This window comes from Staphylococcus sp. AS1337 (assembly GCF_051408735.1).
GTDB lineage: Bacteria > Bacillota > Bacilli > Staphylococcales > Staphylococcaceae > Staphylococcus > Staphylococcus xylosus_B.
This window is the reverse complement of record NZ_JBOIHZ010000003.1, coordinates 131,205-147,538: the sequence shown is the minus strand read 5'-3', so window position 1 is coordinate 147,538 and position 16,334 is coordinate 131,205. Positions and strand designations below refer to the sequence as shown.

Below are 16,334 nucleotides of genomic sequence, written 5' to 3'. Positions count from 1 at the left end.
TAATCAATACATTTAATTGTTATGAAAAATATTTTCATATATACTGAGATTATATTCATATTTGAAGGGGAGAATCCTAATGAAATTTGAAAATCGTGTGCAACGCTATCGCCACTTATTTACGAAAACAGACAAGCAAATCGTTGAATACATTCAAAGTAATCAATTTGATGATGCTTTTTCGACGATTAATTCATTGGCGTATGCTATAGGCACGTCACCAGCCACTATTACGCGCTTTAGTAATAAATTAGATTATGATAACTTCCAAGACTTAAAGTTTAATTTGCAACAAGAAATGACAGACAATGTTATAGAAAATAGCCCACTTATACAACGTATTCATAAATACCATCAAGATATTATTCAACAGACAGGCGAGTTTATTTCTGATGAAAAAATTCAAAGGTTAGTAAATCAAATTATGCGTAGCCGACAAATTATTTATGCTGGACTAGGGAGTTCAGGCTTGTCTGCAACTGAATTTTATTATCGTATGATGCGCATGGGATTAAAAGGGAATGTATCAACAGATGCACACCAAATGAAAATTTTTGCATCATTATTAACGGCTTCTGATACATTTGTAGCTATTTCAAATAGTGGGGAAACTACTGAACTTATTGCAGCAGCAGAAGTCGCTCATGAACGCGGGGCATTTGTTGTGGCAATTACAAATTACGAGGGCAGTGCGTTAACACAATGTGCAGATTTAGTATTAATAACGACAGACCAGTCTAGAATTAATGATACAAGGTTTATTAATACACAAATAGCAACGCTTTTCTTAATTGATATTGTAAGTTATTTGTTATTGGATGATGATTATATGCAAAACGTCTATCAGCATACCAAAAAAATCATATTAAACGAATAGCTTTCAACTATGTAGAATTTTAATAAGTGTACCGTAAAGTAATGAATGGACTATATATAGCTTGAAAAGACTTTTGCATTAATGAGTTTTCATTAAATTTATGGAAGCGAAACGATAATATTAATTCGAAATGATATTTAGACTTGTTTCGCTTCCACAATCAAATTTAGAACGATTATTATAAAAATCTAGATATTGCACCATATAACGAGGCGTAATTTTGGGTTTGGGTTGTTTGTACAGGTGCGTGACCATAATTTGAAGGTAAAAATTCTTCAATTTTAGGGGTGATATAATTTAATAATTGTGTGCCTTGGGAAGATATACCGCCACCAATCAAAATTAACCCTGGATCGTAAATAATTTGAATTTGTGCAATGCCTTCTGCGACATGTGTACTCCACCGGTCGAGAATGGAGATTGCTAATGCATCTTGTTGCTCAGCTAATTCAAAAAGTTTGGGTACATTATCTGAATAAGGTAATGCATGTGTTTTCATTAGAAACTTCAATGCATTAGTTGAAGCGCGTTGCTCAAACGTTAACCTATCTTGTGCTTTATATAATAAATAACCGATTTCGTTGGCTCTATTACGCTCACCATTGTATAAGTGACCAACTTTATTGTAAAAAGCTCCTCCTATACCTGTCCCCAATGTAAGGCAAAAAATATTATCTGCTTCATAATCATGTAAAGTCAGCTCTCCTAGTAGTGCAGCATTCACATCATTAAATACTTTTACTTCTGCGTTTAATGGTGAAAGTAATTTATGAAAGTTTGTACCAATAAAGTTTGGAATCGTAGGACCAGCGTATACTACAGTTCCTTTTTCTTCATTGATGACACCCGCACTAGAAATCCCTACTTGCAAAGGATGTATCATATAAGTTTCTTTAAAATGAGACACAAGTTCAAAGATTGCATCAGCAATAAATTCATTGATGTTATTTGGTGTAGGTATTCTTTGATAATTTATGAACTTTAAATTTTCATCTAGTACAGCCGCTTTAATATCAGTGCCTCCAATATCAATTGCTACTTTATAATTAGTCATAATTCATACCTCCATTCATAGTATTTACATTAATATGTATCATTTTTTAATTTAAAAGTGTAGTTATAATAACTATGAAAAATATTTTCATCGATATTTATTATAAGTGATGATTTTTTTCAAAACACTATTGATACTGTTAATGGTAGCGGTTACAATTTGAACTGTAAATAGAAAAGCTTTATATCTTTAACTTAGTGTAATAGGGGTTTTAGAGTTAATAAAAATATATAAACAAACGATGGAGGGAAATTCATGGAAGAGAATTTTAAAGGGTTATATGCGGCATTATTAGTTCCGTTCGATGAACATGGTGAAGTGAAAGAAGAAGGACTAAAACAAATTGCTAAGAATGCGATTGAAACTGAAGGCTTAGACGGTTTATATGTGAATGGCAGTTCAGGGGAAAACTTTTTACTAAGCAAAGAACAAAAGAAGCAAGTATTTAAAGTTGCGAAAGAAGCCGTTAATGACGACGTAACATTGATTGCGCAGGTAGGATCTTTAGATTTAAATGAAGCTATAGAATTAGGGGAATACGCTACAGAATTGGGTTATGATGCTATTTCTGCAGTGACACCATTTTATTATCCATTTACCTTCGAAGAAATCAAAGACTATTATTTTGAGCTAATTGAAGCGACACAAAATAACTTGATTATTTATGCGATACCTGACCTTACAGGTGTCAATATTTCTATTGAACAATTTGCTGAACTATTTAATCATGAAAAAGTAATAGGTGTTAAGTATACTGCTCCAAACTTCTTCTTATTAGAACGTATACGTAAAGCTTTTCCTGATAAATTAATACTTTCTGGATTTGATGAAATGCTTGTACAGGCTGCGATTTCAGGTGTAGATGGAGCTATCGGTTCTACATATAACGTAAATGGTAAACGTGCAAGACAAATATTTGAAAAAGCACAAAACGGTCAGATAGATGAAGCTTATCAAATTCAACATGATACTAATGACATTATAGAAACGATATTATCTATGGGGATATATTCTACATTAAAAGAAATTTTAGCGACACGTGATATAGATGGTGGTTTACCGAAACGACCATTTAAGCCATTTAATGAGACGAATAGAAGTAAATTAGCAAAGTTAATCAAAGACTATAACTTATAAGACATCACGTTAGGGGTTGAAGTAAATGCAGCAAGTAGGGTTTGGTGCTTGGAACTGGGTAGCAGTTATTGCTTACCTTGTCGTTATGTTATTAATCGGGGCTTATTTTACGAAACGCGCGAGTCAAAATACAGATAGTTTTTTTACCGCAAGTGGTAGATTACCGTCTTGGGCAGTAGGCTTTTCTATTTATGCTACCACATTAAGTGCGATTACTTTTATGTCGACACCTGAAAAGGCGTTTTTGACGGACTGGTCATATATAGCAGGTAATATAGCAATCGTCGCAATTATCCCATTACTTATTTATTTCTATGTACCATTCTTCAAAAAGTTAAAAGTGACATCGGCATATGAATATTTAGAAGCGAGATTTGGACCTAGCGTCCGTGTTATTGGGTCATTGCTTTTTGTATTCTTTCATTTAGGAAGAGTAGCTATCGTTATTTATTTACCGACACTTGCAATTACAGCAGTATCGGATATGAATCCATATGTCGTTGCAAGTTTAGTAGGTATTTTATGTATACTATATACATTCTTAGGTGGTTTTGAAGGCGTTGTATGGAGTGATTTTATTCAGGGGGTCATTCTATTAGGTGGCGCAGCAGCTATAATTATCTTAGGCGTCATGCATATTCAAGGTGGTATGGGAACAGTTGTATCTGATGCACTTGAACATAAAAAGATTATTAGCGTAGATAATTGGAAATTTAACACTGCAGCGGCCGCTATTCCAATTATTTTTCTTGGAAATATTTTCAATAATTTACATCAGTACACAGCGAGTCAGGATGTTGTACAACGTTATCAAGCATCTGAGTCTATGAAAGAAACGAAAAAATCACTATGGATGAATGGTGCATTAGCATTAATATCAGCACCTTTATTTTATGGTATGGGAACAATGCTATATTCTTTCTATAATAATGAAAGCTCATTACCTGAAGGATTTAATACATCTTCAATCGTCCCGTATTTTATTCTTACTGAAATGCCACCATTTATTGCAGGCCTATTAATTGCAGCGATATTTGCTGCAGCACAGTCTACAATTTCATCAAGTTTAAACTCAATATCAGCTTGTTTATCGGTAGACATCAAACATAGATTCTTTGGAAAAGGTAAAGAAAAGGATGAAGTAAGAACTGCGAGATGGATCATTATTATTTCAGGATTATTTGGATTTGGCATGTCTATTTATTTAATAGCTTCTGATTCAAATGATCTATGGGATCTATTTCTATTAATTACAGGGCTTGTGGGAGTACCATTAGCAGGAGTTTTTGCTGTAGGTATCTTTACAAGAAGAACAAATACATTTGGTGTTATAGTAGGATTAATATTGGGAATTATTTTTGCTTATATCTTTAATGGTATGGGAGGCGGCAACTCACCATTCTTTGTATCTATTATTTCATTTGGTGTTGCATTTATTTGTTCTTACGTTATTAGTATTATTATACCTGGTGAACAAAAAGACATTAAAGGTTTAACAATTTATGATATTAAAGAAAGTACAAATTATATTGCGAAGGTTCATGATAAAAAAGAAAAGTAGTTTAATGTTACGGTGGATGAGTTATTTTCTTAGGCATATCAGTTTCTTTTTAAACGAGGGAAGTTTAATATAAAGCTATTAAATTAGTAATGAAACGAGGAATGAACATATGTCTACATTAATTGTAGTTGCGCATCCAGACATTAACAATTCAACTGTTAATAAAGCATGGAGAGATGAATTATCTCAGCATGAGGAATTAGTAACCGTTCATGAGATTTATCCAGAATACCCACACGGTCAGATTGATATTGAAAAGGAACAAAAATTGTTCGAAGCACATGATCATATTATTTTTCAATATCCATTATATTGGTATAGCTGTCCACCATTATTAAAACAATATTTAGATGAAGTATTTACCTATGGCTGGGCGTATGGCTCACAAGGAAATGCGTTAGAAGGAAAGCAAGTTGGATTAGCAATTTCAATCGGGGCCGTACCAGAAGCTTATACACCTGAAGGTAACGTCCAGTTTACAATAGATGAATTAATTAGTCCTATGATTGCGACAACGCGTTTCGTAAAAGCAAATTATGTAGGTGCACATAAATTATATAGCGCATTTACGATTACACCGAGTCAATTAGCAGAAAATACACAATCATACTTAGAATTTATTAAACAAATATAAAATTAGTGAGCCTGTGGCATAAGAGATGTCGCAGGCTCAAATTGTAGTTTAACAATAGTTGAATGTATAACTGTTCAAAGCATGATGCGTAAAGAGAAATACAACAAAATATGAGTTGAATAATTTACTCTCAATTATGTTAGTAATAGATATGAAGTGCATAGGTTTACTTTGAAACAATGAGCATTGTCGATATAATGAAAGGGTGTACATATAAATTGAAAGATTTGAGGGGACAATATGATAAAAGCAATCGCAGTTGATATGGATGGTACATTTTTAAATTCAAACAAGACATATGACGAGCATAGATTTGATAAGATATTTCAGCAACTTAAAGCTCAAAATATTAAATTTATAGCAGCAAGTGGTAATCAATATGCAAAATTAAAATCGATATTTGGTGAACGTGATATGTTCTTTGTAGCTGAAAATGGTGCTGTTATTTATGAAGGAGATATATTATACGACTATCAAGCGTTTGATAGAGAGTTTTACCAAGAAATTATTGACTATTTAAATGTCGAACGTGAAATTGATAATTTAATTGTTTGTGGTCTAAACAGTGCTTATATTTTAAAGGATAACACAGATGCATTTAAAAAAGACGCTCACTTCTACTATCGCGAACTAAAAGAGATAGATAACTTTCAAGATTTACCGGAAGATGAATATGTAAAAATCGCGCTTAATATTAATAGAGAATCTCATCCTACATTAGATGAAGACTTAAGTACAAAATTCAGTGAAAATTTAAAGTTAGTATCTAGCGGCCGTGATAGTATTGATTTAATTATACCAGGAATGACTAAAGGTAGTGCTTTAGAGAGACTTTTAAAACATTGGCAATTAGATTCAGAAGATTTGATGGCTTTTGGTGATGCTAATAATGATTTAGACATGTTGCAATTAGCCAAACATAGCTACGTCATGGCAAATAGTGAAGATGAAACATTATTTGAAATTGCTAATTATGTTGCACCGTCTCATGATGAACAGGGTGTGCTAACAACTATTGAGGAACAAGTACTTCAGCCACTAAATTAATGGTAAATAAAGTTTTTATAACTTGATGCGTAATTTATAAACATATCGTTTTAATAAGATATGGAATTTGACTATACTTAAAAGTACTTAAATTGAAAGGTAGGGTATAAAAGTTATGGATCAAATGCAACAAATGCTGCTAAATACTTTTAATTTTAGACATGCAACAAAACGTTTTGATGCTAATAAAAAAATCTCAGATAGTGATTTTAATACCATCTTAGAAACGGGTAGATTGTCTCCAAGTTCATTAGGATTGGAGCCGTGGAAATTTGTAGTAGTTCAAAACCGTGAAATAAGAGATGAACTTAAAGAAATTAGTTGGGGAGCACAAGGTCAATTAGATACGGCAAGTCATTTTGTTTTGATTTTAGCACGTAAAAATGTGACTTCACAATCACCATATGTGCAACATATGATACGAAATATTAAACAATATAGTGAAGAGAGTATTCCTGCTACAGAACAAAAATTTGATAATTTCCAAACTAGTTTTCATATAAATGATACGCCACAGTCGTTACTAGATTGGGCGAGAAAGCAAACTTATATTGCCCTCGGTAATATGATGACGAGTGCGGCATTACTTAATATAGATTCATGTCCAATTGAAGGATTTGATTTAGATGCTGTCACAGCGTACTTATCAGAAAAAGGTATTGCTGATTCTGAAAACTTTGCCCCCTCTGTTATGGTAGCTTTTGGATACAGAGAAACTGATCCTAAAGCTAAAGTACGTCAACCACAAACTGATGTCGTTGAATGGTTAGAATAATTAAAAAGTAAGGAGTAGGACAGTAATTTTGAAATTGAATTACTGTCCTACTCCTTATTTGTTTTGAGGTGAACTATATATCAAATTATAAAGACTGAGTCCTTATCTGTTACCAAAACACTTTAAATTTTATCGGATACAAAGCTTTCGTTGCTGTGTATAATGATTTCAAAACCCTCTGGCCCCTCAAATTGTTCTCTATCTGTATTTGGTTTGTAAATCGACACTTTTGATAAACCAAGGCTGCTATCATTGTCTTGGCGTACGATATTGGATTGCCATGTGTTAATAGCGACGTGATGATGGTAATGATTTGTAGACATGAAAAGTGCTTGGGGAAAATCAGAGATATGCTCAAGCCCAAGTTTGTTTAAATAGAAATCTTTTGATTTCTCTAAATTGGCTGCTTTCAAATGTAAGTGGCCAATTTTCGCATTGTCGGGCATGCCTTGCCAACCAGTTTTACTACGTTGTGCTACTAAGTCATCGACATCTACTGCAAGTGTATCCATCTTGACTTTATTATCTTCCCATAGCCAATTTTCTTTAGGTCGATCAACATAAATCTCAATGCCATTACCTTCAGGGTCACCGAAATACAACGCTTCACTAACAAGGTGGTCTCCACCACCAATTTGTACTCCTAAACTTGCGGCATGATATAAAAAACTACCTAAATCTTCTCTATTAGGCAATAATAAGGCGATATGGAATAGCCCAGATTCTCTCATAGAGGGACGTCTACCCTCTTTTACTTCTTGTAAAGTTAAGCTATGTCCGTTGTTCCCTATATTGAAAGTAACGCCTGTATTAGACTTTGACTTTATAGATAAGCCTAAAATTTGTGTATAGAAAGTTGTCATTTTTGCTAAATCAGCAACATTTAAAGTGATATTAGTGACTTGAATGGATTGATTATCGTGAAAAGACATTGTCAAACTCCTTATTGCTTACTTGTATTTTTAATGATTACAAGCATTACTTTAGTATAAAAATTATATCGAGTCAATTGAATGAACTTATAATGATAATACTTTTTAATTAGTATATATGGTGTGAAATGGGGTATAACGTTATGACAGAAAATACATAGATAGGAGTGTTAAACATGACACACTATTATTTCAAAGAAAATTTTTTTAATGCATCAAAGTCTACAATCGATATATATGATGATAACGAGGAAGTAGCTTTTGAATTACAATTATTTTATACCTCTATGGGGCAGGAAGCGATGGCATTATTTGGTAACAGTAAACAAAATTTTGAAATCACAGACGGCCATGATACTTTTCGAATTTTACAAGAAAGAACAATTAGTGGTGCGATTAAAACACCATTTAAAACAGTTTGGCAAGTAGAAAAGAATGGTCAGAAAATCGGAATCTTCCGCTCTAAGATGGGATTTAAGCCTTCTATGCAGTTTGAGGGTGACAAAGGGGATATATTAAAATTCCAATCAGGATTCTTTTCAAGAAGTGTTAAAGTATCTGATGGCAATAACGAGTTGATGCAAACTAAATCAGAGCGGTTCAAGTTAGTTTCGAAACATGATTTATATGTTGAAACTAAAACATATAACCCGGCGATGCTTATTATGCTGTTTCAAGTTTTTTATGAATTTCAAGAACAACAAAGAAGAAATTCAAATTAGCTTCGATGAAATTATATTTAATATAAAATTATGCACCTTCAACTTAATCTAATTAATAGAAGAGGGAAATCTGAAATCTATGTAAAGACTTAGATTTTAGGTTTCTATTTTTTAGTAAATTTCAAATAATACCACTGTGTAATATATCCATTCTATTTACATATATCTACATGTGGTAAGATATGAGAACATAGAATAAAAAACATCATTGGGGGTGACGGGATGAAAGTATTTTGGAAATTGGGATGGTTTTTTAAACAACAGAAACTTAGTTATATCATTGGTTTAGGGACATTATTGCTAATTGCATTAATTGAAATTGTGCCACCACAGATTATAGGGCGTACGATAGATCAAATGACGACAAATCAATTAACATCTAAATTATTAATGGTTTATTTAGTTATCTTGGTTGTAGTTGCCATATTAACTTATGTACTTAGATATGTATGGAGGTTATCTATATTTGGAACGAGTCAAAAACTGGGACAAATATTAAGGACATATCTTTTCAAAAAATATACAGATATGAGTGCTATATTCTTCCAAAATAGACGTACAGGAGATTTAATGGCTCATGCTACAAATGATATCCGTGCCGTACAAAATGCAGCAGGCGCTGGAATCCTTATGATTGCGGATTCATTGATAACAGGGGGCACTGTAATTATAACGATGGCTACAACAGTAAGTTGGAAACTCACATTGATTGCCATGATACCGTTACCATTTATGGTGTTATTAACTAGTTTTTATGGAGCTCTTTTAAGTAAAGGATTTAAAAAAGCTCAAGCTGCATTTAGTAAATTGAATGATAAAACACAAGAAAGTGTTGCAGGGATTAAAGTTACTAAAACTTTTGGCTACGAATCCAGTGATCAAGCGGACTTTAAAGATTTAAGTGATGATGTGGTTGATAAAAACCTTAAAGTATCTAAAATAGACGCATTATTTGATCCAACAATTACGTTAGTCATTGGTATGAGTTACTTTTTATCTATCGCGTTTGGGGCGCAAATGGTCTTTCATAATGAGATAACCTTAGGACAACTCATCACGTTTACGACGTATCTAGGGATGTTAGTATGGCCGTTATTGGCATTGGGGTTATTTTTTAACATTGTACAAAGAGCAAAAGCTTCTTATGAACGTATAGAAGAAATCGGAAACTTACCTAATGGCATCGAAACTCATTATAAAATTGATAAAAGTCCTCAAGGTGATATTCAATTTAATATTGAACATTTTAATTTCCCGGGGAATGATAATCAAGGAGTATATGATATTTATTTTACAATCAAACAAGGTACCACCGTAGGTATTGTTGGCCGTACAGGTTCGGGTAAGAGTACATTGATAAGGCTATTGTTGAGAGAGTTTGATACCCAACATGCTCAAGATATAACATATGGTGCGTATCCGTTACGTGACTATAAAATTGAATTGTTAAGAGGACAATTTGGTTATGTACCGCAAGAACATTTCTTGTTTTCTACTACGATTCGAAATAATATTGCGTTTAGTAATGAGGATATTGAGGATGAGCAAATATATGAAGTAAGTAGATTAAGTCATATCCATGATGATATTATGAATTTTACTAATGGCTACCAAACAGTTGTAGGTGAACGGGGGGTATCATTATCAGGTGGGCAGAAGCAGCGGGTTTCTATAGCGAGAGCTTTATTATTGAATCCTGAGGTATTGATTTTAGATGATTCATTATCTGCTGTAGATGCACAAACTGAAGAGGTAATATTAGGGAACTTAGAACATTTGAGAAAGAATAAAACTAATATCATAACAGCGCATCGTATGAGTGCCGTGAAACATGCTGACCTTATTATTGTTATGGACGAAGGGAAAATAATTGAACGTGGTCATCATGAATCATTAATGCAACAACGAGGATGGTATTGTGAAACTTATCAAGCACAAGCATTACAAGCCGAGTTGTCGCGCAACTTAGACAATCTTACGAAAGGGGATGGTGAAGATGACTGAATACGAACACGCTAACTTAACGGCTAAAGACCAAGGAAGTGTGCTGATAAGGTTATTTAAATACACATTACCCTATAAGTGGATTATTGTCTTAGCATTCTTAACATTGATTATAGCAACTGTTGCCAGCATGATGACGCCTTATATGGTGAAAATATTTATCGATGATTATTTAACACCACAAGTTTTCCCCAGAGATGCTATGATTTGGCTCATTGTGATTTTCTTAAGTGTGCAAATAATTGGTGCGTTAACACTTTATTTTAGCCAATATCTCTTTCAATATTTAGCATTTAAAGTGATTCAACAATTGAGGATTGATGCTTTTAATAAACTAGGTAAACTAGGTATGAAGTATTTTGATGAAGTACCAAGTGGTAGTATTGTCTCACGACTAACAAATGATACGGAAACAATTGTGGACATGATTGTGGGAGTGTTCTCAACTTTTATTATGGCATTATTTTTGATGGTATCTAGTTATGTCATGATGTTTGTATTAGACGTTAAATTAGCTTTAATAGCGCTTGTCTTTTTACCGATTATTTTTGTTATTTTGTCTACTTATCGTAAGCATTCAGCGTATTTATTTTCAAAATCAAGGCAGCGTTTATCAGATTTGAATTCAAAATTAGCAGAGTCAATTGAAGGTATAAAAATTATACAAGCCTTTAATCAAGAAAGACGATTAAACAAAGAGTTCAACCAGATTAATGATGAACATTATCATTATATGTTGAAAACTGTGAAATTGGATAGCTTATTGTTAAGGCCGGCTATTAGTTCTATCTCAATCTTTGCTATTGTAATGATTCTTGCTTATTTCGGTATAATTAGTTTTACCACTGGCGTGACAGCAGGTGTAGTTTTTGCATTTATTCAATATATGGAGCGCTTTTTTGAACCGATTAATCAAGTTAGCCAAAACTTAAATATTTTACAACAAGCGCTTGTATCGGCGAGTAGAGTCTTTACGCTAATCGATGACGATACTTATGAACCGCAGCAAAATGAAATTGAATCAAATAACATAACCTCTGGGAAAATTGAGTTTAAAAATATTAGTTTTAGTTATGATGGCAATACTGATGTATTAAAAGATATTAATTTTACTGCAAATCCTGGAGAAATGATAGCACTTGTGGGTCACACAGGATCGGGTAAAAGTTCAATCATCAATTTGTTTATGAGGTTTTATGAATATCAACGAGGAGATATTAAAATAGATGGACATTCTCTCAAGACAATACCTAAATCAGAATTAAAAGAAAAGATTGGTTTAGTATTACAGGATGCATTTATCTTTTATGGATCTATAGCGTCTAATATAAAATTATATCATCCTACAATGACGTATGAACAAGTGAAGGCAGCGGCAGAATTTGTCCATGCTAATCGTTTTATTGAGCAATTACCTGAACAATATCAGCACAAAGTAATTGAAAAGGGTGGTGCTTTTTCAAGTGGTCAAAGGCAGTTAATTGCATTTGCTAGAACTATTGCTACGGACCCTAAAATTTTGATTTTAGATGAAGCAACTGCCAATATTGATTCTGAGACTGAAGAACAGATACAACAATCATTAAATGAAATGCGAAAAGGTCGCACAACATTAGCGATAGCTCATCGATTATCTACAATTCAAGATGCGGATCAGATTTTTGTTTTGAATCGAGGCGAAATAGTCGAACGTGGTACTCATGAACAATTAATTGCACAAAAAGGCATATATCATAATATGTATTTACTTCAAAATGGTTAACTTTTTGTTCTAAAGATAGTAGTGTGTTGATAATTGATTTAAATTATATTTAACATAAGGAAAAAGTGAAACTAAGTCATTTATTTCTGCTTAGTTTCACCTTTATTTGTATACAAATGAAATAAATGCAAGTCGAACCCATCAAATATTAATGCTGTTTGATGGGAATTTTAGCTTTATCCAGCGTATACATCTTGGTATTCATCATTTTTTTCAATCACGTTTTTAGCAAATGGGCAAGTAGCAACTACTTTTAAGTTGTTTTCGCGAGCATAATCAACTACCGATTTTACTAATTGTGAACCGATACCTTGGCCACCTAGTTCTTTAGGAACTCCAGTGTGGTCAATATTGATTTGATTATCTCCTTGAGGCTGGAAAGTTATTTGTGCTTGTGGATTATTTTGGTCGTCACCGATATAAAACTTGTTTGAACCTTGTTTAATTTCAGCCATACTATCTCTCCTATTTATAAGTCATATATATTAAATATCACATTTGAATGATTGTTAAACAAAACGACTAGTGAATAAAGAAATAATATTAGTAGATTAAGTAAAAACCATTGAAATATCATGAAAATAAGTTTATAGTTTTAACGGAATAATTTCGATTTGGAGGGGCGTTTTTTGAAGAAAAGTATAATACTCATTATGGCATGTGTAGTTGTTGTAATGTTGAGTGCGTGTGGCAATATCAATAAAGACGAAAACAAAGACGTCAGTTCAAAAAATAAACTTAAAATTTATACTACAGTATTTGCGTTTCAAAGTTTTACTGAACAAATAGGCGGTAAATATGTAGATGTAGAATCCATCTATCCACCAGGGGCCGATATGCATACCTTTGAACCAACACAAAAGGAAATGGTCAATATTGCAAAAGGTGATTTGTTTATTTATTCTAACCAAGAAATGGATCCAGTTGCTAAAAAAATTGCAGGTTCTATTAATAATAAAGATTTAAAATTAGCATTAGCAGCTAACTTTACACATGATGATTTAGTTGTAAATCATGAACATGAGCACGAGCATGAAGAAGAAGGACATCACCATGAAGAAGGTAGTGAAGACCCTCATGTTTGGCTAGACCCAGTACTTAATAAAAAAATGGTGAAATCAATCAAGGATGATTTAGTAAAAAAAGATCCTCAACATAAAGTTTATTACGAGAACAATTATAAACAAGTCGTTAACGATTTAGACAATATTAACCAAAGATTAAATGAAATTACGGAGCATCCAAAGCGTGACACTGTAGTGATTTCTCATGATTCTATTGGTTATTTAGCTAATCGTTATGGATTTAAACAAGAAGGTGTAAGTGGTATGAATAACGAAGAGCCTAGCCAAAGAGACTTGATGAATATTGTTAACAATATCAAACAAACTAAACAACCTTATGTACTTTATGAACAAAATATTTCATCTAAAGTTACTGATGTAATACAGAAAGAGTCTAATGCAACGCCATTAAGTTTTCATAATATGGCAACACTTTCCAAAGAGGAAAGTAATGATAGCAATATTACTTATCAATCCTTAATGAATCGAAATATAAAATCACTAGATAAAGCATTAAATGAATAAGAATAACAAAACCCTGAGACATTAGCTGTCTCAGGGTTTTGAATTACTAGAATATAGTTTAATACAACAGTTTTCTTTGATTAAAAAATAATTATTTTAAAATTTGCTATGTCATGTTTTAGTCATATCTTATATAGGAAACAGTTGTGTTGTAATATTCTTCTAAACCGTGTACACCATCGGCACCGCCAATACCAGATTCTCTCCAACCTGCATGGAATCCATTCACTACTTCTTCGGCTTCACAGTTTGCATAGACTTCACCAAATTTAAGTTTTTCAGTAGCTAACATAATTTCTTTTAAATTTTCAGAGAAGATAAAGGATGATAAACCAGCATTTGTATCATTGGCTTGTGCAATTGCAGTATCAAAATCTTGATAAGTTATGATAGGTAGAACAGGACCGAAAATTTCATTTTTAAAAGCTTCATCTTCAATGTTTACATTATCTAAAATAGTAGGTTCATAGAAGAAACCAGAACGTGCTATCTTATGCCCTCCTGTAACTAAAGTAGCTCCATTTTTTATGGCATTTTGGACTTTTTCATCAATACTATCAAGTTGTTGTTGGTTAATAATTGCACCGTAATCAGTTTGTTCATCAAAAGGATCGCCTACTGTTAATTGTTCCATTTTAGTTTTTAATTTATTTAAAAAATCTTCGTGAACATCTTCGTGTACAAAAATACGTTCAGGGCATGTGCATACTTGTCCAGCATTATTGATTCTAGCAGTAACGATGTAATCAACGGCTTTGTCTAAGTTGGCGTTTGGAGTTACTAGCGTTGGAGCATTACCACCAAGTTCTAAATTTACTTTTTTAACTGTATTGGCGCTTTCAGCATATACTGATTTACCAGCTCTCATGCTACCGGTAAGTGAAATAAGTTGGATATCAGGGTGTTGTGCTAATTGAGTACCAACCGTTTCGCCTGTGCCAGGAAGTATTTGGACAAGTCCTGCTGGTATTGTTGATTCACGAATAAGTTCTGCAATTTTCAGTGTTATTAATGAGGTTGCTTCACTCGGTTTAATTACTACAGAACAACCTGTGATTAACGCGGGAATGACCTTTCTCATTAATACCATAATGGGTGCGTTCCATGGAACGATTCCTGCAGTAACACCAATCGGTTTTTTAGTTAGTAAAATGGTCTCGTTCTCTCTAGTGTTTTGTAACACTTCGCCTTTATTGTTCATACCTAAGCTTGTCATATAATTAATAAAGTGTATTGCTTTATCTATTTCACCTTTTGCAGATGCTAGGGTTTTGCCTTGTTCTTTAACATATAATGTTGCAAGTTCATCTTTATTTTTTTCGAGTAGGGGTATTAGTAACTTAACGTGATCTGAGCGAGTAGGTTCTGGTGTTTGCTCCCATTCTAGTTGGGCTTGTTTTGATTTAACAATTGCATCGTTAACTTCGTACTCAGTTGCAAATGTTATCGTATCTATTTTTTCTCCAGTTGCAGGATTGATAACGTCCATAGTATCTGTTGATTTACTTTCGATAAATTCATTGTTTATAAATAATTGATTCAATGTTTGACACCTCCACACTCTATGCATACCACTAATAATCCTTCTGAAAACGACATACTTTATTTTTTCTAATAGTAAATTGTTGTAGTTAACTATAAAATTAGAGCCAGAACAGCTTACTAGAGGTTGTTCAGAATGTATCAGTATAATTTTTATACTTAAATGTTGACTAGTTAAAGAAGAGGGGTTATAATTTATCTCGAATTCGAAATAAAATTCAGGAAGCTGGTGAATCCTATGGATCGTACGAAAGAATCTTTAAATTCGTTTGTTGGTTTAAATAGAACGGTAGATCATTTAATGAAGATTGTTAGAAAGGATGTCCAAAGGCATGGCTTAAACGTAACTGAATTTGCAGTTATGGAATTACTTTATAACAAAGGCGACCAACCGATACAGCGTATTGGTAATAGAGTACTTATTGCAAGCAGTAGTATTACCTATGTTGTGGATAAACTTGAAGAAAAGGGATGCGTCAGTAGACAACGGGATGAACAAGATAAACGTGTGACGAACGCATCGTTAACTGAAAAAGGCTATGCAATAATGGATGAAATTTTTCCTGATCATGCTTCAACATTAGAATCAACATTTTCAGTTTTAACTAATGACGAAATAACTGTATTGCAACAAGCTTTAAAAAAACTAAGTGCTCAACCTATAGAATAGTAGTAGCACTTAAAATTTTAAATTAAAT

15 protein-coding genes are annotated in these 16,334 nt (G+C 32.9%); 11 read left to right on the top strand and 4 right to left on the bottom strand.

From position 1 onward, the window contains the following. Positions 1 to 79 precede the first annotated feature (79 nt). A complete protein-coding gene (locus ACSUE0_RS06215) occupies positions 80 to 877 on the top strand; it encodes a MurR/RpiR family transcriptional regulator (RefSeq protein WP_119613303.1) in 798 nt (265 codons plus the stop codon). A 178-nt stretch (positions 878 to 1,055) separates the two neighbouring features. On the opposite strand, the gene ACSUE0_RS06210 is transcribed toward ACSUE0_RS06215, so the two are convergent. Next, positions 1,056 to 1,931 carry an ROK family protein gene (locus ACSUE0_RS06210; RefSeq protein ID WP_436956562.1) on the bottom strand — a complete coding sequence of 292 codons (876 nt, stop codon included), beginning with the start codon at positions 1,929 to 1,931 and terminating at the stop codon, positions 1,056 to 1,058. A gap of 255 nt (positions 1,932 to 2,186) precedes the next feature. Between ACSUE0_RS06210 and ACSUE0_RS06205 the strand changes: the two genes are divergently transcribed. The 5 genes from ACSUE0_RS06205 to ACSUE0_RS06185 all read left to right on the top strand — a co-directional run bounded on the left by ACSUE0_RS06205 (position 2,187) and on the right by ACSUE0_RS06185 (position 7,085). After that, a complete protein-coding gene (locus ACSUE0_RS06205) occupies positions 2,187 to 3,068 on the top strand; it encodes an N-acetylneuraminate lyase (RefSeq protein ID WP_436956560.1) in 882 nt (293 codons plus the stop codon). A gap of 25 nt (positions 3,069 to 3,093) precedes the next feature. Then, positions 3,094 to 4,629, top strand: a complete 1,536-nt coding sequence (locus ACSUE0_RS06200) for a sodium:solute symporter (protein ID WP_119613306.1) — start codon at positions 3,094 to 3,096, stop codon at positions 4,627 to 4,629. Positions 4,630 to 4,738: 109 nt separating this feature from the next. Continuing rightward, positions 4,739 to 5,263 (top strand): NAD(P)H-dependent oxidoreductase, encoded by a 525-nt coding sequence (locus ACSUE0_RS06195; RefSeq protein WP_119613307.1) that lies wholly within the window; start codon positions 4,739 to 4,741, stop codon positions 5,261 to 5,263. Positions 5,264 to 5,503: 240 nt separating this feature from the next. Then, positions 5,504 to 6,310: a Cof-type HAD-IIB family hydrolase gene (locus tag ACSUE0_RS06190; protein WP_436956557.1), complete on the top strand. Its 807-nt coding sequence runs from the start codon at positions 5,504 to 5,506 to the stop codon at positions 6,308 to 6,310. Positions 6,311 to 6,425: 115 nt separating this feature from the next. Beyond that, on the top strand, positions 6,426 to 7,085 hold the full coding sequence (locus ACSUE0_RS06185; protein WP_119613309.1) for an NAD(P)H-dependent oxidoreductase: 660 nt from the start codon (positions 6,426 to 6,428) through the stop codon (positions 7,083 to 7,085). 122 nt (positions 7,086 to 7,207) lie between these two features. Here ACSUE0_RS06185 and ACSUE0_RS06180 read toward each other — a convergent pair whose 3' ends face one another. Next, the gene (locus ACSUE0_RS06180; RefSeq protein ID WP_436956554.1) at positions 7,208 to 8,017 is read right to left on the bottom strand and encodes a VOC family protein; all 810 of its coding nucleotides are present in this window, start codon (positions 8,015 to 8,017) and stop codon (positions 7,208 to 7,210) included. Between the two features lie 176 nt (positions 8,018 to 8,193). Between ACSUE0_RS06180 and ACSUE0_RS06175 the strand changes: the two genes are divergently transcribed. The 3 genes from ACSUE0_RS06175 (at position 8,194) to ACSUE0_RS06165 (ending at position 12,505) form a co-directional block, all read left to right on the top strand. Beyond that, complete coding sequence (locus ACSUE0_RS06175; protein ID WP_436956552.1) at positions 8,194 to 8,739, top strand: tubby C-terminal domain-like protein; 546 nt, start codon at positions 8,194 to 8,196, stop codon at positions 8,737 to 8,739. A gap of 222 nt (positions 8,740 to 8,961) precedes the next feature. Further along, a complete protein-coding gene (locus tag ACSUE0_RS06170) occupies positions 8,962 to 10,743 on the top strand; it encodes an ABC transporter ATP-binding protein (protein WP_436956550.1) in 1,782 nt (593 codons plus the stop codon). Beyond that, positions 10,736 to 12,505, top strand: coding sequence for an ABC transporter ATP-binding protein (locus ACSUE0_RS06165; protein ID WP_436956548.1), 1,770 nt, complete (start codon positions 10,736 to 10,738; stop codon positions 12,503 to 12,505). Before ACSUE0_RS06170 ends, ACSUE0_RS06165 begins: the two co-directional genes overlap by 8 nt. A 176-nt stretch (positions 12,506 to 12,681) precedes the next feature. On the opposite strand, the gene ACSUE0_RS06160 is transcribed toward ACSUE0_RS06165, so the two are convergent. Continuing rightward, a complete protein-coding gene (locus ACSUE0_RS06160; RefSeq protein WP_119613314.1) occupies positions 12,682 to 12,960 on the bottom strand; it encodes a GNAT family N-acetyltransferase in 279 nt (92 codons plus the stop codon). 174 nt (positions 12,961 to 13,134) lie between these two features. On the opposite strand from ACSUE0_RS06160, the gene ACSUE0_RS06155 reads away from it, so the two are divergent. Next, entirely contained in the window at positions 13,135 to 14,094 is a 960-nt protein-coding gene (locus ACSUE0_RS06155) for a metal ABC transporter solute-binding protein, Zn/Mn family (RefSeq protein ID WP_119613315.1), read from the top strand. A gap of 118 nt (positions 14,095 to 14,212) precedes the next feature. Here the strand turns inward: ACSUE0_RS06155 and aldA are convergent, their stop codons facing one another. Further along, entirely contained in the window at positions 14,213 to 15,664 is a 1,452-nt protein-coding gene (gene aldA / locus ACSUE0_RS06150; RefSeq protein WP_119613316.1) for an aldehyde dehydrogenase, read from the bottom strand. 210 nt (positions 15,665 to 15,874) lie between these two features. Here aldA and ACSUE0_RS06145 point away from each other — a divergent pair, with 210 nt between their 5' ends. Then, positions 15,875 to 16,306: a MarR family winged helix-turn-helix transcriptional regulator gene (locus ACSUE0_RS06145; RefSeq protein ID WP_119613317.1), complete on the top strand. Its 432-nt coding sequence runs from the start codon at positions 15,875 to 15,877 to the stop codon at positions 16,304 to 16,306. Positions 16,307 to 16,334 lie beyond the last annotated feature (28 nt).